At 58.2% G+C, this 15,512-nt stretch carries 19 protein-coding genes and 3 tRNA genes; 18 read left to right on the forward strand and 4 right to left on the reverse strand.

Going from position 1 to position 15,512, the window contains the following annotated elements; translation table 11 throughout:
• Positions 1–5: 5 nt before the first annotated feature.
• The 10 genes from JNM42_RS02270 (at position 6) to JNM42_RS02315 (ending at position 5,815) form a co-directional block, all read left to right on the forward strand.
• Entirely contained in the window at positions 6–518 is a 513-nt protein-coding gene (locus tag JNM42_RS02270; RefSeq protein ID WP_294265535.1) for a hypothetical protein, read from the forward strand.
• Between the two features lie 280 nt (positions 519–798).
• Positions 799–1,401, forward strand: coding sequence for a 3'-5' exonuclease (locus JNM42_RS02275; protein ID WP_294265538.1), 603 nt, complete (start codon positions 799–801; stop codon positions 1,399–1,401).
• 502 nt (positions 1,402–1,903) lie between these two features.
• Positions 1,904–2,275, forward strand: a complete 372-nt coding sequence (locus JNM42_RS02280; protein WP_294265539.1) for a hypothetical protein — start codon at positions 1,904–1,906, stop codon at positions 2,273–2,275.
• 8 nt (positions 2,276–2,283) lie between these two features.
• The gene (locus tag JNM42_RS02285; protein ID WP_294265543.1) at positions 2,284–2,784 is read left to right on the forward strand and encodes a sigma-70 family RNA polymerase sigma factor; all 501 of its coding nucleotides are present in this window, start codon (positions 2,284–2,286) and stop codon (positions 2,782–2,784) included.
• A complete protein-coding gene (locus tag JNM42_RS02290; protein ID WP_294265546.1) occupies positions 2,781–3,587 on the forward strand; it encodes an anti-sigma factor in 807 nt (268 codons plus the stop codon). Before JNM42_RS02285 ends, JNM42_RS02290 begins: the two co-directional genes overlap by 4 nt.
• Positions 3,588–3,761: 174 nt before the next feature.
• On the forward strand, positions 3,762–4,169 hold the full coding sequence (locus tag JNM42_RS02295; RefSeq protein WP_294265549.1) for a cupin domain-containing protein: 408 nt from the start codon (positions 3,762–3,764) through the stop codon (positions 4,167–4,169).
• A 94-nt stretch (positions 4,170–4,263) separates the two neighbouring features.
• Positions 4,264–4,452: a type II toxin-antitoxin system HicA family toxin gene (locus JNM42_RS02300; protein WP_294265554.1), complete on the forward strand. Its 189-nt coding sequence runs from the start codon at positions 4,264–4,266 to the stop codon at positions 4,450–4,452.
• A gap of 7 nt (positions 4,453–4,459) precedes the next feature.
• Positions 4,460–4,672 (forward strand): type II toxin-antitoxin system HicB family antitoxin, encoded by a 213-nt coding sequence (locus JNM42_RS02305; RefSeq protein WP_294265557.1) that lies wholly within the window; start codon positions 4,460–4,462, stop codon positions 4,670–4,672.
• Between the two features lie 81 nt (positions 4,673–4,753).
• Positions 4,754–5,311 carry a hypothetical protein gene (locus JNM42_RS02310; protein ID WP_294265560.1) on the forward strand — a complete coding sequence of 186 codons (558 nt, stop codon included), beginning with the start codon at positions 4,754–4,756 and terminating at the stop codon, positions 5,309–5,311.
• 21 nt (positions 5,312–5,332) lie between these two features.
• The gene (locus JNM42_RS02315) at positions 5,333–5,815 is read left to right on the forward strand and encodes a DUF4304 domain-containing protein (protein WP_294265563.1); all 483 of its coding nucleotides are present in this window, start codon (positions 5,333–5,335) and stop codon (positions 5,813–5,815) included.
• Between the two features lie 89 nt (positions 5,816–5,904).
• On the opposite strand, the gene JNM42_RS02320 is transcribed toward JNM42_RS02315, so the two are convergent.
• Positions 5,905–6,354 (reverse strand): RNA methyltransferase, encoded by a 450-nt coding sequence (locus JNM42_RS02320; protein ID WP_294265567.1) that lies wholly within the window; start codon positions 6,352–6,354, stop codon positions 5,905–5,907.
• A 168-nt stretch (positions 6,355–6,522) separates the two neighbouring features.
• Between JNM42_RS02320 and JNM42_RS02325 the strand changes: the two genes are divergently transcribed.
• Complete coding sequence (locus JNM42_RS02325) at positions 6,523–7,593, forward strand: alkene reductase (protein ID WP_294265570.1); 1,071 nt, start codon at positions 6,523–6,525, stop codon at positions 7,591–7,593.
• Between the two features lie 71 nt (positions 7,594–7,664).
• Positions 7,665–8,084 (forward strand): thioredoxin family protein, encoded by a 420-nt coding sequence (locus JNM42_RS02330; RefSeq protein ID WP_294265573.1) that lies wholly within the window; start codon positions 7,665–7,667, stop codon positions 8,082–8,084.
• Positions 8,085–8,220: 136 nt separating this feature from the next.
• On the opposite strand, the gene JNM42_RS02335 is transcribed toward JNM42_RS02330, so the two are convergent.
• Entirely contained in the window at positions 8,221–8,997 is a 777-nt protein-coding gene (locus JNM42_RS02335; protein WP_294265576.1) for a fused MFS/spermidine synthase, read from the reverse strand.
• 140 nt (positions 8,998–9,137) lie between these two features.
• Here JNM42_RS02335 and JNM42_RS02340 point away from each other — a divergent pair, with 140 nt between their 5' ends.
• Together JNM42_RS02340 and JNM42_RS02345 are read left to right on the forward strand one after the other, a co-directional pair.
• A complete protein-coding gene (locus tag JNM42_RS02340) occupies positions 9,138–12,593 on the forward strand; it encodes a hypothetical protein (RefSeq protein ID WP_294265578.1) in 3,456 nt (1,151 codons plus the stop codon).
• 71 nt (positions 12,594–12,664) lie between these two features.
• Entirely contained in the window at positions 12,665–13,159 is a 495-nt protein-coding gene (locus JNM42_RS02345) for a hypothetical protein (protein WP_294265581.1), read from the forward strand.
• Positions 13,160–13,310: 151 nt separating this feature from the next.
• On the opposite strand, the gene JNM42_RS02350 is transcribed toward JNM42_RS02345, so the two are convergent.
• Together JNM42_RS02350 and JNM42_RS02355 are read right to left on the reverse strand one after the other, a co-directional pair.
• Complete coding sequence (locus JNM42_RS02350) at positions 13,311–13,766, reverse strand: PhaM family polyhydroxyalkanoate granule multifunctional regulatory protein (RefSeq protein WP_294265583.1); 456 nt, start codon at positions 13,764–13,766, stop codon at positions 13,311–13,313.
• Positions 13,767–14,012: 246 nt separating this feature from the next.
• Positions 14,013–14,816 carry a class I SAM-dependent methyltransferase gene (locus tag JNM42_RS02355; RefSeq protein ID WP_294265586.1) on the reverse strand — a complete coding sequence of 268 codons (804 nt, stop codon included), beginning with the start codon at positions 14,814–14,816 and terminating at the stop codon, positions 14,013–14,015.
• A 184-nt stretch (positions 14,817–15,000) separates the two neighbouring features.
• Here JNM42_RS02355 and JNM42_RS02360 point away from each other — a divergent pair.
• The 4 genes from JNM42_RS02360 to JNM42_RS02375 all read left to right on the forward strand — a co-directional run.
• Positions 15,001–15,085: transfer RNA gene (locus JNM42_RS02360), tRNA-Tyr, on the forward strand.
• Between the two features lie 52 nt (positions 15,086–15,137).
• Positions 15,138–15,208, forward strand: a tRNA-Gly gene (locus JNM42_RS02365).
• Positions 15,209–15,245: 37 nt separating this feature from the next.
• Positions 15,246–15,320 (forward strand) — tRNA-Thr (locus tag JNM42_RS02370).
• A gap of 52 nt (positions 15,321–15,372) precedes the next feature.
• The coding region (locus tag JNM42_RS02375) for a GTP-binding protein (RefSeq protein WP_294265589.1) at positions 15,373–15,512 on the forward strand (140 nt) is incomplete at its 3' end.

Raw genomic sequence — 15,512 nt, forward strand, 5'->3', positions numbered from 1 at the left:
CCAAAATGAAAAAATCATTCAGCAAACTGATCCTCTCCCCCCTGACGGTTCTCGTTCTGGCCAGCTTCGCCATGGCGCCGGTCGCTGAGGCGCGCGGTGGCGGTGGTGGCGGAGCGCGGGCCGGTGGTGGGGGTGCGCACGCAGGTGGCGGCGGCAACCGGCAGGTCAACAACAGCAACCGCGACGTGCGCGCCAACAATGTGCGCAGTACCAGCGTGAACAACGTCAACAACCGGAACACCAACATCAACGCCAACAAGAACGTCAATGTCAATGTCAATAACAATCGTGGCGGTTGCTGTGGCGGCGGCTGGGACAATGACTACCATCCGGTCGCAACGGCGGCCGCGGTCACGGCCGCGGCTGTCGTCACCTCCGCCGTCGTCGGTTCGATGGTGCGTACCGTTCCCGCCGGCTGTGTCCCGGTCAATTACGGCGGCATGATCTACCAGCAGTGCGGCAGTACCTGGTATCAGCCGCAGGGCTCGCAGTACGTGGTGATCAACCCGCCGTACTGAGTGCTTTCGGGGGAGGCCGAGCGTTGAGGCCTCCCCGGATCAATCGACTTCTTTTGACACGCCGCCCGCACTTATCGACTGAATCAAAGGGCTGAATCCGGACAGAATTGAACACCGGGTGTTGATCGCACTGTCACCCCCAAGTTTTAACCCGCCAAAGGCCGGCCGGTGTGAGATGATCACGGCCTTGACCTGATCGTAGGCCAGCACGCAACGCGCCGGGGTTGGCGCATCGGCTTTGGAGCCAGAATGGCAGGGTCTTGAATTGAGCAACGTGGTGATGAGCAGAGCCTCGCTGAGAACGGCTGAACTGCCGGTCTATCACGGCATTGCGCTTGCCGATGTGCGGCTGGTCGATTCGGAAGCGCTCGCCGACGAAGCTTTCGATACGCTGATGAATGCCGGTGAAATCGGGTTCGATACCGAGTCGAAGCCGACATTCCTGAAAGGCGAGACGTCGACCGGCCCGCATCTTGTCCAGTTGGCGAGCGAATCCCGCGTCTATCTGTTCCAGATTTCCCGACAGCACGGCAGCAAGGCGTTGAAAACCATTCTGGAGTCGCCCCTGGTACTGAAAGTTGGTTTTGGCCTCGGCAATGACCGAAGTGCCTTGCAGTCCCGGTTGGATATCGAGATCAACAAGCTGCTCGACATGGGCGAGGTTCTGCGCGGGCCGGGGCATCGCGGCACCGTTGGCGCCAAGGTGGCGGTGGCGCATTTCTTTGCCCAGAAGTTTCAGAAGTCCAAAAAAACCAGCACCAGCAACTGGGCAGCACCGAATCTGAGCGAGCGGCAGATACTTTACGCGGCCAACGATGCCCATGTCGCGCTGCGGATTTACAGGGCATGGGTTAAAACGGGTTCTGTCGAACTTACGGAGTAGTGCCTGTTTGACCGTACTCATTACGCATTTGCTGATCAGGGAGCCGCTGAACACGTGTCAAACCGTCATTCCGGCGCAAGCCGGATTCAGGAAATGTCAAGTCACTGGACACCGGCTTCCGCCCCGAAGGAAATACTCCTGGGGTGCGCCGGTGCGACGGCGTATTCGGCGTTTCCTTGGCCATCCGGTCAAACTCGTGGCGTGAGGCCAGTCTTCGCCGTCATTCCGGCGAAAGCCGGAATCCAGAAAGCACGGCTGGAGAACGCCTGGATCCCGGTGTATGCCCCATAGGCGAAAGAGCCCATGGCTCAAGCGCCCATTGGCCACGGACGCGAAAGAGTGCCTGTGCATGACAATCTTGCGGGTCGGCTGAGCTTCATCGCCGATGATTTCGCATTTTGTGCTCGCCAGCCGAAAAATATAATTTGCGCAGGCTGGAATAATTGCGTCCCTTTTCCCGTTAATTCACTTGTAGTACCCCTTAACATCAACGGAGACCCTCATGAAAATACATAAATTCCTGCTTGCCCTGCTCGTAGCCGGCGCAAGCTATCAAGCCCTCGCCGCCGACCCGGCCATGGTGTCAAATGGCGTGCTCACCGGCAGCAACGGCATGTCCCTGTATATCTTCGACAAGGATGCCGCCGGCAGCGGCAAAAGCGTCTGCAATGACGGGTGTGCTGCCAACTGGCCGCCGCTGCTGGCGATGAGTGGCGATACCGCGAGCGGCGATTACTCTATCATCACGCGCGATGACGGAAAAAAACAATGGGCCTTCAGGGGCAAGCCACTCTACTACTGGGCCAAGGACCAGAAGCCGGGCGACAAGACGGGTGATGGTTTCAATAACGTCTGGCGCCTCGCCAAGCCCTAAGTCGCCGCGTGGACAGCCGCACGATCCTGGCCGAGATCCCTCGCCTGCGCCGGTATGCGCGGGCGTTGCTCGGCGATCGTGCGGCGGCTGACGATCTGGTGCAGGACACACTCGAACGGGCCTGGTTCAGGTTTCACCAGTGGCGTGCCGGCAGCGACCTGCGCGCCTGGCTGTTCGGCATCATGCACAACCTGCGCGTCGATCAACTGCGCCGGCCCGTGCTGTCAACGGATTCCATCGATGCGGATGATTTCGAGTTGTCGACGCGGCCCACGCAGACCGACGAGCGCGAGGTTCGAGATCTCGAATCGGCTCTGCGCCTGCTTCCCGATGAACAGCGCGAAGTGTTACTGCTGGTTGCGCTGGAAGAAATGAGCTACGCGGATATTGCTGCGGCGCAGGGCATCCCCATCGGTACTGTCATGTCCCGCCTGTCGCGCGGGCGGGAAGGGTTGCGCAAGATCATGGATGGCCAGCTACCCGCCACCAGGCTGAAGCTCGTGCGATGAGCAAATTACCAGTCACCGAATCCGATCTGCACGCCTATGTCGACGCGGCGTTGCCCGAGGCGCGGCGTGCAGAAGTTGAAAGCCATCTCGCCACCCAGCCGGATGCGGCGGAACGGGTGCGCGACTATCAGGCGCAGGCTCAGGCGCTCAGGGTCTTGTTCAACCCGGTGCTTGACGAGCCGCTGCCGGAACATTTGCGCGCGCTGTCATCGCCGCCGCGCGTGGCAGCGGTCGAACGCCCACACCGCTCACTCCTGGCCCGCTGGTCGCTGCAGCGTATTGCTGCCGGTTTCCTGGTCGCGCTGGTCGGCGGCGCGGCCGGCTGGCTGGCGCACAGCCAGTACCAATCGGCGCAGGGCGTGGCCAGAATTTCAACATTCGCACGGCAGGCGGCAGTGGCGCACGCGGTGTTCAGCCCCGATGTGCGTCGCCCGGTCGAAGTCAGTGCCGAAAATGAAGAGCAGCTCGTCGCCTGGCTCTCCAAACGCATGGGTACGCCGGTACGCCCGCCCAGGCTCGGCACCCTCGGTTACGAACTGATCGGTGGCCGCCTGTTGCCCGGAAACATCGGCCCCGTAGCCCAGTTCATGTATCACGATGCCAGCGGGCAACGGCTGACGCTCTACGTGTCCACCGAAAACGTCGGCAACCAGGAAACCGCCTTCCGCTTCGCCCAGGAAGGCAAGGTCAATGTCTTTTACTGGATCGACGGCAAGTTCGGTTACGCGCTGTCGGCGAGTATCGACAAAGTCGAACTGGCGCGCGTTGCGACAGCGGTTTATGAACAGATCGAAGGCAAGTGACTCGATAGCCAGAACAGAAACCCTGCGCAGAGGGGACTGGAAGATTGAGGTTGGCTGCATTGATACAGGCAGCAATTACGCCGATGCTTCAGGCTCCGGAGTAGTCGCCGAGCGAAGTGTGTCTGACACGAGTCGTGCATATGCGTCACCCCCATCCAATTAGCGGAGCCTTACATGACCAAGTCCACCACGACCTATTGGAATACCCTGAGTCCGGACAATCGGGAGCGCTGGATATCCATTAAGGGAATGGAAGGAATAACCGAAGAACTGACACTGAGCGTTGATGACGTAACCGGTGAATACACAAGATTGACCCGCTTCCTTCCCGGGGCCAATACAACAGCATTCGGCGGCAAAACTCATCCCTACCCGGAAGAGGTATTCATCGTCAGTGGTCGCCTCTACGACCAGGCGTTTGACCTGTGGCTTGACGCCGGACATTACGCCAGTCGGCCCCCCGGAGAAGTTCACGGCCCGTTCAAGACCGACGTCGGGTGTGTTGTGTTGGAAGTGTCGTTCCCCAATCGCATCGGTGACAGCAATGCTGCCCATTCCATCATTCCACCCGACGTTGCGTGATGAAGCCACGCGCCGCCGGTGAATCAAAGCGTGATGCCGCTGACCATCGGATCGGAGTATTGTTTGCCACTGTGCAAGCTGATATTCTTCACGAATGAAAATCAGTGACATTCTGCGTATGCTTCAAGCGGATGGCTGGTTTCTGGTAGCGACACGAGGCAGCCATCGGCAATACAAACATCCGCAGAAGCCCGGTCGGGTTACGGTACCGTGTAAGCCAAGCGACGATGTTGCTCCAGGGACATTGAACAGCATCATGAAGCAGTCCGGGTTGAAGAAATGAGGTCGCTATGCGTTACGCCGTCGTAATTGAAAAAGCTGGATCAAATTACTCTGCTTATGTCCCTGACTTGCCGGGATGCATCGCCACAGGTACCAGCATCCGGCAGGTCGAGGCTGAAATTCGTGAAGCCATCGTGTTTCATATCGATGGATTGCGAGAAGACGGAAGCCTTGTCCCCTTGCCGTCCAGTCAAGTTGAGTACATCGAAATCGCGGCATAACCCGGTGGTCATCACGGACTCCGCGTCTGCCGAACTCGGCCGGTGACGTTCACCTTGGGCGCCACAATACGAGCCTCACCCATGAATGTTCTCAACATACATGAACGCAAATTGGACGTGCCGACTGAACGGGTTGGCGCGCTCATTGATTCCTTGTCCTCGCGCGAGGATGTACTGTGGCCAAAGCAGGCATGGCCTCGCATGGAATTCGACCGTATCCTGAGTGTCGGGGCCGTCGGTGGCCACGGCCCGGTTAGATACTTCGTCGAGGCCTATACACCCGGCCGAAGTATCAGGTTCCGTTTCACCGGGCCGCGAGGCTTCAATGGCTATCACGGGTACGAAGTGCTCAACCACTCTGCGCAAAGCTGCATCTTGCGGCACACGCTGGAAATGACCACCCAAGGCCCGGCCATCATTTCCTGGCCGCTTGTTTTCCGCCCCTTGCACGACGCTTTGCTTGAAGATTCACTTGCATTGGCGCAAGCCTCGCTTGGCGAGTCCCCGAATGTCCGGAAGTGGTCATTGTGGGTCAAGGTTCTCCGCTGGTTCGTTTCCAAAGGCAGTTCGCACCCTCAGGTTACGCCCGACACTGCGCCCCAAGGAACGCTGCGCGATGAAGCTGCGCAGCGTTCCTGAGCTTGAACGTAGTCAACAAGAATGAGCCGCGCCACGCCACTTCGAGATGCTATCAAAGCCTCGTTCTATCCGTTCGCTCTGGAACGTGGTTTTGTTCGTGGGAAGGCTTCATCGCTGTTTGTTCCGTTTCGCCGCACGAATGGAAACATGCTTCAGGTCTTTGAAATTCAGTGGGACAAATCCCATCGCCCTCGCTTCGTAGTGAATTTTGGCGAGGCCCCTTCCGACGGCTGCGAATATTTCGGCAAAAAAATTGGTGCAGAGTTTCTGGAGCCGCAGCATTGCCCTGTTAAAGGCAGGCTGCAACGCTGGCGCGGCGGTTCAATACGTACCTGGTTCCAGATTAGCAAACCCTGGGCGGAGACTCTTTACACTCTGAAGCGGTCCTATACCCCGGAGGAAGTCGCGGCACAGCTCATTGCCGGCTTCGCCGAGCTTGAATGCTGGTGGGAAACAAAACACGAAGGCCCGCATGTCTATGTTTGGCGCAGCCCTGTTGGCTGACAAGTCCTTCAATCGGTCGACAGGATGCTACGCCTTTTGGTGCCCCACGCTGCGCTCCATGCCCTGAAACATTATTACTGTATTGCCGGCTATTCCAGCCTGAGTGTTTTCGCCAGGCGGTCGTAGAGTACGACGTTGACCGTTGCGGCGAGATTCATGCAGCCCACGGTGGGGATATACACGACATCGGTACACCAGGCACGAACCGATTTGTCGAGCGTTCCGTCTTCCGGGCCGAAAATGTAAAACGCTCGCTCGGGATGGGTGTATTCGGGTAGCGGCCTGGCGCCCTTGACCAGCTCAATGGCCACCGGCGTGCAGCCGAGCGGGATGACCTGCTTCAGGTCTTCAATGCCGATCAGCGGAATTTTCTGGTGAACTTTCTTGGTGTCGGTGACGAACTCTTTGGCACGATCATAACGAACACCGGTATAGAAAACCGTATTGACGCCATAGCAGCCGGCGGCACGCAGCACCGAACCGACGTTTTCAGGCGTCTTGGGGTTGAAAAGTCCGATACAGCAGAAACCTTTGCTCATGGCGGGGTGTGCTCTGGTAGCCAGGCGCCATTGTACGGCTTAAGTCGCTGCGGCTCCGCTCATGCCGGCACGGGCTCGTCGCTCAGTGGCGCTGCTCATTTGCCTTGATTCTCAAGCCCGCCATTTGCGTTACTATGTCGTTCGCCAAATCTCAGGAGATCAAAGTCTATGACCACGCTATTCAACCCGCTCAAAGTCGGGGCGCTGACGGTGCCGAATCGCATTTTCATGGCGCCGCTGACCCGATGCCGGGCCGGCGTCGAACACGATCCGAATGCCATGATGGCCGAATACTACGCCCAGCGCGCCAGTGCCGGTCTGATCATTGCAGAGGCGACCATGGCGATGGCAGGCAACTCGTCGTTCTGGATGGAGCCCGGAATCTACTCACCCGCCCAGGTCGCGGGCTGGAAGCTGACCACCGATGCCGTGCATGCGGCCGGTGGCCGGATCTTCCTGCAGATCTGGCATGGCGGGCGTGCCTGTCATCCGCTGCTCAACGCCGGCGCACAGCCGGTAGCGCCGAGCCCGATAGCCATTAGCGGTGACGAGGTTCGTACTCCCGAGGGCAAGAAGCCTTATGTCGTCCCGCATGAGTTGCGCGATGAAGAACTGCCGGGCATTGTCAATGGCTTCAAAAAAGCGGCAGAGAATGCACAGGCGGCGGGTTTCGACGGTGTTGAAGTGCATGGCGCCAACGGCTATCTGCTCGATGAGTTTTTGCGCGACGGGGCAAACAAGCGGGTTGGCCCTTACGGGGGCTCTTTAGAAAACCGCGCGCGGCTGATGTTTGAAGTGATCGAAGCCGTCAGTGGCGTGTGGGGCAGCGATCGGGTCGGACTGCGTATTTCGCCGCTCAACAGTTACAACAGCATGATCGACAGCGACCCGATCGGTTTATCCACCTGGCTTGCCGAACGGCTCAACGCGTTCGATCTGGCCTATCTTCATGTCATGCGTGGTGATTTCTTCCAGCAGCAAAGCGGTGATGTCATGACGCCTGTCCGCGCACATTACCGGGGGGTGCTGATTGGCAATATGGGCTACACCGGCGACGAGGCCGCCAGCGCCGTTGCCGAAGGGAAAGTTGACGCCGTTACCTTCGGTACCGGTTTCCTGGCCAATCCCGACCTGCCGGCCCGCATCAAGGTCGGCGCGCCGCTGAACACGCCCAATCCTGACACGTTCTATACCCCTGGGCCTGAAGGCTATACGGATTATCCGGTCTTCAGCGCTTGATAACGGCCCGTGTCGTCCTTGTGATTTGGGCGAGACGGCGAGCATTTCATCGAGATATGTCAGGTCGCTTCATGAGCTTACATCAACAAGCCGTCACGACAGGAGATGATCAGGCATCCGAAGAGTTTCTGGTGATCTGTCTGTGCGCCGAATGGTGCGGTACCTGCCGTGATTACAAGGCGGGTTTCAATGCGCTGGCGGCGCAGTTTCCGGGTACCCGGTTTCGCTGGCTGGATATTGAAGAGCATGCCGACGAAATGGGTGACCTGGACATCGAGAATTTTCCGACATTGTTCGTTCAGCGCCGGCAGTGGGTGCTTTTCTTCGGAACGATGCTGCCCTACCTGAACTATTTGTGCAGGATGATCGAAACCTTCCAGGAACAGACAGCGGAGGAAAGCCGGGACTATGTGCTGTCGAATCCTGAGCGGCGTGGCTGGCAGGAGAATCAGGACCTCGCGCGTCTGGGAACGATCCAGGACGGGCATTGACACCGGTCTGGAGCGCGCTGCGCAGAGGCCACGGAATCAAGGCGAAATGCCAGGGGCAAGTTGATCCAGAACAGCAGCGATCCGGCGCAAACCGCTTCCCTGGCGTGCAGACAGGAGAAGATAAAGGCGCGCCTGGTCAGCGGCGTCTTTTGCGCCCCCCACGTCGCGCTTGCTCACGGCGGAGGATTTTCTGTGCCGTCCTTTCGAGCTCAACCGGGTGCGCCGCTTCGAGTGCGCGCAAGCGCTCGGTCAACTCCTTGAACGTTGGCGGAAAGCTTGCACCCTTGCAGGAAAAGACAATTTTGTTTTCGCCCTCATCCGCTTCGACGACGAGTGTTTTACCGTAAAACGATTCGTCGATTCTGGCGATATGGCTGCTACAGGCGGGATCATCGGCACACAGGTTAACGACGAATATTCCCCCCGCGCGCAAGGCGGCATGGCAGTGATCGTAAAATGCCGAAGTGCATAGTTGCCCCGGTTGCCCGCCGCTATCAAATCCATCGAGCAGGAGGACATCGAAGGTTTCGATTTTACGACGCATGAAATCTGCGCCATCGGCACAGACAATCCGGAAACGGCTACCGTCCTCCGGAACGGCGAACGCCTTTCGTAGCGCGATGACTTCGGGGGAGATTTCAATTGCGGTGAAGTCGCTGTCGGGTAGCTTGAGGCGACAGTACTTGGCCAGCGAGCCCCCACCAAGGCCGATCATGGCGATACGTTCAGGCCGTGGCTGAAAAAGCAGGAATCCCATCATGGTGCGCGTATAGTCGAGTACCAGCCGTGCCGGGTCGGCCTTGAGCATGCGGCTCTGGATGGTCGGAAACCCGAAGTGGAGCGACAATTCTCCCTGATCTTCGTGTACCAGGGGAGTGTCTGTCACGTAATTGTCATGTAAATCTCTGATCATGGGAACATTATCGCAGTTTGCATGCTCTAAGCCGACGTTGCCTTCCAGTTAATCCTGGCCGCTTCAAGTGTCAGTCAGTGTTTGCGAGGCGCCGGCTTGTTGTATTTGCGCCTATATACTGATTGTGTTCCGACCCCTTCATGAGTACACATATGGATGCCATTGTCAACACCGCAGAAGCTCCTTCCGCCATTGCACCCGAAGACCTGAACGCCGCGATCAACCTGCGCCTCGCGCTGCTCGGTCTGCCGCTCGCCACCGGCGCCGATGGCGCGTCGTTGACCGGCCTGATGGCGCCAATTCTCGCACGCCAGCGGGAGCAGAGTCGCCGGCTTAGCGATCGGCTGTGCCCGACCGATACGCGGATTCAGAATTTTCTGAAGGAGTATCTGGCGGATGTTGGCCCCGCACCCCATCTGCCGGGCCGTACCCTGGTGCTCGATCAGCCCGGTCTGGCGCGCGGCCTGTCGCTGCCGGCCCACGGCGACTTTTTTAAGTCGCCCCTGCTCAGCAGCTATCGTCTGCGCAACGGCGTGCTGCACAATCCGGCCAGTGATCGTCGCACCACGGCTGGAGTGTTTCACCTCGTTGAAGGCGGTTTGCCGATCCCCGACGACAAGCTGGCCGTGCCGAAGGTGGCATTTTCCCGGCTGCTTGCCTTGGCGCTCACGCCGCCGGACGAATCGTTGCAGTTGCCATTTACTGCCTGTGAGAAGGTGCCGGCCAAGTGTTTCGTCTCACTGCTGCTGCGCCCCTTGGTGGTGCCTGCCGTTCCCGGCTTTACTACGGAAAAGCGCCTGGAAACCCGCTTCTTCGTTCCCGGGGCGCTGGTGGCCAATCTCGATTTCGTTGAAAGTATTTTTGGCAATGCCGGCGATCCTTACTTGCCGGAAAACGATGCCTCGCTCGATCCCGATAGCTGGACAGGGCACACCGGTTGCGTGATTCTGGCGCCGCACCTGACGCATGTGCCCAAGCACCTGCTCGGTCTCCCGCACTGGGATGCCGCGACGCCGCTGCAACGCCGCGACGGCATGTGCTACAAGAGCGAAAGCGAGCTGTATAACGGGGGAAGCGCATTCAAGTTGTGCGCGCGAGATGCACGCGGGGTGATTGTGACAATCATCGCTGACAATTATTTCGGTTACTGCAAGAAGGAAGTGAAGACGCAGATCAGCTATTCGGCGAATCTCTTCGGCTCAGCCGAAGAAGAGCATTCCGGCGGGGCGCTGGTTTTTCCGAGTTACAACGAAGGGCTGGAGTACACCGATCTGACGGCTGGCGATAGCTACTCGCTGCAGGAGGTGCTGGCGCGCGATTCCGAGCGCTTTGCCCTTCAACCCGCAGGGCATGCGCTTGATCGCATGCACTCGCACATCGTTCTGGTGCCGGAGAAATCGACATTCAGTCTGCGTTCGCAAAACGTCTCATGGACGACGCCTGATGGCAAGACATCCTCGATCAGGCTGCAGGCGGGGAAAACCTACCTGGGACCCAATGGCTACCGGATGCATATGGAGCCATTGAGTGCCAATCCTCGTCTTTGGAACCTCGTCGGAACATCGGCAGAAGTGACGGTTTGCCACAAGCCGGCTACCGTTTCCGGTGGGGGCAAATCGGAGATATCGAAGGCGATTTCGGATGCGATTCTCGTCGGTTATGTTTATGTGGCCGACCTTGATAAGGATATGGATGCGGTTGCCGCCATTCTTGCTCGCGATTTTTCCGATCGCTTCAGTGATCCCGAGAAGTGCGGTATCGATCATCGCCTTATCCTGAGCAGCGAACGCTCGATGGGAAGCGTCATCAAGCTGCTGACACCGTCCAGCCGCGATTACAACGAGGATTACAACACCTGGCTGCGCGCCATACCGCAACACATCAAGGAGCTTGTCTTCGTGGTCAAGCGTTTCCATCGGGCGGAGTGGGGCGACGACTGGCGAAGCCACTATTCGGTCGATCTGATCAACGGTCGTCCGGGATATGCGCTGAAGCTGAGAGGCAGCACGCTGATTGTCAATACCCTACGTGTCGGTTTCGAGAAAGATGGCTCCTGGCGCGTGTTCGGTTTGCGCCATGACTTCCATCCGGCCATCAAGGTGCAGACCGAAGACGACATCACGGCCAGCGTGGTCGCTCCGGCCGGGCAGGTTGCCGGTGAGCCAGGGGCGTTTTCCCGGAAATTTGTGCAAAACTGCGAGCGTCGTCTGTTCCAGAGGCCGGATGACGCCGTGCACCGCGGCTATGATCGCCAGGCTGAAGCCGATATTGCGACGCCCGGTACCTTTATCTCCAACTTCGAGCCGCTTGAAGGTGCAGATGCGCGTGAACTGGTTGATGATTCCATTGGTTTCAGTGCCTATACTACCCCCATGCAGCAATTGATTCAGGCCGCTGCCGAGGCGCCCGAGGGTTCGTCGCCAAAGTATTTCGTTTCATCGGCACACTCGCGCCTGGTCGACGGCAAGCCGACGAAGAACCCTCGCTATCTCCAGTTGCGTCCCGATATCGCGCGCCCACAAGACAAAGTCACCGCAGACCTGGCAATGCGCCTGTTTCGCAGGCAGTCAAGCGCCGAGCCGCTGATTACACCGGTGCATGTGGTCGCTGCCGGGCGGCGCAACAATCCTCCGGACGATGGTATCCGGCCGCTTTGTCCGTACAACCCGCTGCACTACATGGAGTTACCCGAACTGTTCATGGAGTTCATCAGCTCGATGACCGGAAAGTCACCGTCAACGACGGGTGCGGGTTCCGAAGGCGCGCTGACCAAGGGGCCGTTCAATGCGCTCCCGGCAATCATTGACCTGAATGCCGCCTTCGTCTCTTACGCACTCACCGGTTACGACGGCTGGGTTTCCTGTGCCGGCTACGTCGGGCCGAACGTACGCGTCGATCACGATGTCAGTCTGCTGGTACCCGAGGTTTTTTCACGCATGAGCCCGAGCGAGCGCAGCGCGCAAAACCTGATCGCCATCGGCGCGCTCGAGCGCGTTGCCGATTTCGAGCACGGCGGCCAGCCCGTTCTCTCCAGCCGGCTCGGCTACCGGATGACGGCACGTTTTGCCAGCACTTTCTTTGGCCGGATATTTCTGCATCCACACGCGGTGTTTACCGATGAAATGCTGCGCCCCGAGTTACAGGACATGGGCATTTTTGCCGATGGGGTGGCCAATATCGTCTCGACGCATCAGCGCGTTGCCGAAAGCTATTTCACCGATGGCAGTATTTCGATGGCCTGCCCACCGTTAAGAGCCTTGCTTGAAATCATGGCGCATGGACGAACCGAACAAGGTCATGGGCTGGAATCGCCGGAGTTGCGTGAGATGTTCACGCGCGAAAGCGTGCTTGCCAGTGACTGGTACGCAGCCCGTCTGGATACCAAACAGCGCAGTGACGAGGCTCGCCTGAAGCGGGTTGTGGCTTCGCTTTACGAGTTTCTCGACAACCCAGACAATGCCGGGGTAGCGAATCGCCTTGGGCTTGCGGCGCGTCGCGAACAGGCCCAGGGTGAGCGGGTCCGTGTCGGTTCCGCGGAGTATCGTGCCGGTCTGGTTGGTACCATCGGCCTGCAAGCGCTCGGTGAGGCTGGTTGATCATTGAGTACTGAGTTTGGGCTGTCGGGAGGGGAGGAGTCCCGATTCAAAGCCTCTCAGGCAGGACGGCCATGAGACTGTCTGTGCTGTTTTTTCAGTGCGCGCTGGTTATGGCCTTCTCTGCCTCGGCCGATGAAGTACCGTCAGCGCTGTCCACTTCATCCGGTCCCAAGCCGGGCGATTGCGTGATGTTCCGCGAAGGTGGTCTTGGCGTGGTATTCAAGACGCCGACGTACTGGTTGAAAGGTTCGATTGCCGATATTAGTCACGAGCGCCGGTTGGCGGGTCGTTGCCCGAAAATCGGCAAGCAGGTGTCGGCCTATACGCGCGAGGACTGGGTGCGAATTGCGGCGGCTACGCCTTGTGTCGAGAATGATGCCGATGTGGGTGAAGTGGCTGTGCTGCGCATCCGTGTCGCCGTCGAGGAATGGGAAACGCCGTGGTCGAATCAGCATGGAACCGCCGGCTGGCTGTTTCGCGGCTACTTTCTCGACCAGGCACTGAAAAAGGGCGAGTTGATCGAAATGGACGCAACATGGCTGGAGCGTTGCGAGCCTCGTTCGTAAACACGTACTGTGCCGCCACGAAGCAGTTCCGGGCGAGGCAAGAGCTTAAGATCTTACAGGGGTGCTATCCTGCAAAATCGCTTGCATGGTGGTCGAGACAAACAGCAAAAAACCCGCTGGCGACGGGCTAAGCCATCAATCATCTGCCCGATTATTTGTCGTCTTTGGCGCTCGTTGTGTCTGTCGAGGTCAGCGCAGCAGCTTGTTTCTCCATGGCCTCTTGCATTTGTGTCTGTATCTTCTGCATCAGCGCCCACGGCCACATGGCAGACTGTAAAGGGTCGGCCGTGCTGTCGTTGTCGCCGGTTTCAGCGGGCGCCTTGGCAAACGGGAGTGCTGAAGCCATGACCTGATCAGGCTTGATGTTGCTGATTTGGCGGACGGCATTGAGGGTGGAGCATTGCATCTCAAGCGTCTTGATGGTCATCTGCAACATCGACAGGTTCATCTTGAGCCAGCTTTCGACTGTCTTGAGATCGACCAGCCGTTTTTCAAGTTCGTCAACGTCGAAAGTCGGGGTGACCATGCCCGGCAGCGAAAAGCCCATTTTTTCCCAGAGGTTTTGGGCGAAGTCCATCGGGTTGTTTGAAGCAGTGCTGTTCGCCATGTCGTAACTCCAGTCCTTGAAATGATTTCATCTTAACGTAAAACTTAACTGCTGGATGTTTCTGACACCAAGAATGATGTCAGGTGAAGATCAATCATAACCCCATTTTCATTGGCCACGATGGTCAAATAACATGTTACCGAAAGTTACACCCTGATCAGGGTGGACTTTCCTGTCTGAATACATCAGTGCCATCAGGAATTGTCGATCGTTGCCAGCAATCGCAGAAGGCTCCCGTTGACCCGGTCAGCGTCGGTAGCAGTAAAGCCGGGTTTGCCTCGCGTCATCAATCTCTACAACGCTGCTGGCTTCAACCCCTGGAACGGGGAAGTTGTTGCTGATGAACAGACTCCCCGAGGGCATCTCAAGCTTGACCTTTTCCCATAGCGCGGGCATCGGAGCCGGGGAGAGAAAGGCGTAAACGAGATCGTACTCCGTGAGGCTGGTGCGCCAGATGTCTCCCCAGTGCCAAGAGCAGTTTGGCAGACCGGCAGTGCACAGGTAGCCGGCCAGCCAGGTGGCGGGGGCATTTTCGATCCCGGTGAATTGTGCCTCCGGTAGCGCCCTGGCGAGTGGGCGAAGTACACTGCCGATGCCTGCCCCGAGGTCGAGAAAGCGTTTGCCCGGACACTCTGACATGAGTTCTGCAAGCGCGGCTGCCGTATCCTTGCTGGATAGGTAAAGCGGTATCTGGTCTGTCAGTGCACCGCGATAAACAAGCAACAACAGGATAAAAGCCAGCAAAAACCAGCCGGGGGCAATCGACAGCGCGGCAATAGCCCAGGCCAGAGGGGCGAACAGCATATGGATCAGCCGCCACCACCAGGGTTGGCGTGTGAGGCTGGCCAGCAGCAGGGCAATTGCACCGATGGCCAGCGCGGTTGCAGGCCACGGTAGGGTTTCATTGCGCAGGACGAAGTAGGGCCAGGCCAGTGACAGCACCGTGAATGCTGCGGCGCACTGCAAGGTCAGTTGGCGCAAATGCGCACGGGTCTGCGGGATCGCTTGCTGATCGGCGCCAGTGCCGGATTCAGGGGGGAGGGCAGACAAGATTCCTTGCTCCTAAGTTGGGCTTCCCATTGTATTCGCGTGCCATGCTGACGCGTTTGAAATCCAATCGGAAAAAGTATCAGATATGAAAATTGTCGGTACGATTTCTGCTATACTATGGCCCGATCCGAAAAAACTGTTTGACAATCCTTGCCTGGCGCGTCAAAATTTCCGGTTGCGAGTTGGAGGGATACCCAAGCGGTCAACGGGATCAGACTGTAAATCTGACGGCTCTGCCTTCGAAGGTTCGAATCCTTCTCCCTCCACCAAAAATGCCGCTGAATGTGGTTTTGACTGGTTGTGCTGCGGGTAAATGGATGCGCGGGTGTAGCTCAATGGTAGAGCTGAAGCCTTCCAAGCTTAAGACGAGGGTTCGATTCCCTTCACCCGCTCCGTGTCTGGAAATTTGATTTGTGTTGCAAGCAGGATGCCCATGTAGCTCAGTGGTAGAGCACTCCCTTGGTAAGGGAGAGGTCGGCAGTTCAATCCTGCCCATGGGCACCAGGGTTTATGGTTCGAAGGTTTTTTCAACATCTAACGTTTAGAGGTACCGGCAATGGCTAAGGCAAAATTTGAACGGACGAAGCCGCACGTAAACGTCGGCACGATTGGTCACGTAGACCATGGCAAGACCACGCTGACGGCGGCGATCACGACGATCCTGTCGAAGAAATTTGGTGGTGAGGCCAAGGCCTA

The organism is Propionivibrio sp., from assembly GCF_016790145.1.
Lineage (GTDB): Bacteria > Pseudomonadota > Gammaproteobacteria > Burkholderiales > Rhodocyclaceae > Propionivibrio.

What these genes read in the sequence shown, in the direction of transcription:
- JNM42_RS02340 (WP_294265578.1), top strand. Translation starts at nt 9,138, where the DNA reads ATGAGTACACATATGGATGCCATTGTCAACACCGCAGAAGCTCCTTCC.
- JNM42_RS02280 (WP_294265539.1), top strand. Translation starts at nt 1,904, where the DNA reads ATGAAAATACATAAATTCCTGCTTGCCCTGCTCGTAGCCGGCGCAAGC.
- JNM42_RS02305 (WP_294265557.1), top strand. Translation starts at nt 4,460, where the DNA reads ATGCGTTACGCCGTCGTAATTGAAAAAGCTGGATCAAATTACTCTGCT.
- JNM42_RS02270 (WP_294265535.1), top strand. Translation starts at nt 6, where the DNA reads ATGAAAAAATCATTCAGCAAACTGATCCTCTCCCCCCTGACGGTTCTC.
- JNM42_RS02275 (WP_294265538.1), top strand. Translation starts at nt 799, where the DNA reads ATGAGCAGAGCCTCGCTGAGAACGGCTGAACTGCCGGTCTATCACGGC.
- JNM42_RS02335 (WP_294265576.1), bottom strand. Translation starts at nt 8,997, where the DNA reads ATGATCAGAGATTTACATGACAATTACGTGACAGACACTCCCCTGGTA.
- JNM42_RS02310 (WP_294265560.1), top strand. Translation starts at nt 4,754, where the DNA reads ATGAATGTTCTCAACATACATGAACGCAAATTGGACGTGCCGACTGAA.
- JNM42_RS02315 (WP_294265563.1), top strand. Translation starts at nt 5,333, where the DNA reads ATGAGCCGCGCCACGCCACTTCGAGATGCTATCAAAGCCTCGTTCTAT.
- JNM42_RS02330 (WP_294265573.1), top strand. Translation starts at nt 7,665, where the DNA reads ATGAGCTTACATCAACAAGCCGTCACGACAGGAGATGATCAGGCATCC.
- JNM42_RS02345 (WP_294265581.1), top strand. Translation starts at nt 12,665, where the DNA reads ATGAGACTGTCTGTGCTGTTTTTTCAGTGCGCGCTGGTTATGGCCTTC.
- JNM42_RS02325 (WP_294265570.1), top strand. Translation starts at nt 6,523, where the DNA reads ATGACCACGCTATTCAACCCGCTCAAAGTCGGGGCGCTGACGGTGCCG.
- JNM42_RS02290 (WP_294265546.1), top strand. Translation starts at nt 2,781, where the DNA reads ATGAGCAAATTACCAGTCACCGAATCCGATCTGCACGCCTATGTCGAC.
- JNM42_RS02300 (WP_294265554.1), top strand. Translation starts at nt 4,264, where the DNA reads ATGAAAATCAGTGACATTCTGCGTATGCTTCAAGCGGATGGCTGGTTT.
- JNM42_RS02295 (WP_294265549.1), top strand. Translation starts at nt 3,762, where the DNA reads ATGACCAAGTCCACCACGACCTATTGGAATACCCTGAGTCCGGACAAT.
- JNM42_RS02350 (WP_294265583.1), bottom strand. Translation starts at nt 13,766, where the DNA reads ATGGCGAACAGCACTGCTTCAAACAACCCGATGGACTTCGCCCAAAAC.
- JNM42_RS02320 (WP_294265567.1), bottom strand. Translation starts at nt 6,354, where the DNA reads ATGAGCAAAGGTTTCTGCTGTATCGGACTTTTCAACCCCAAGACGCCT.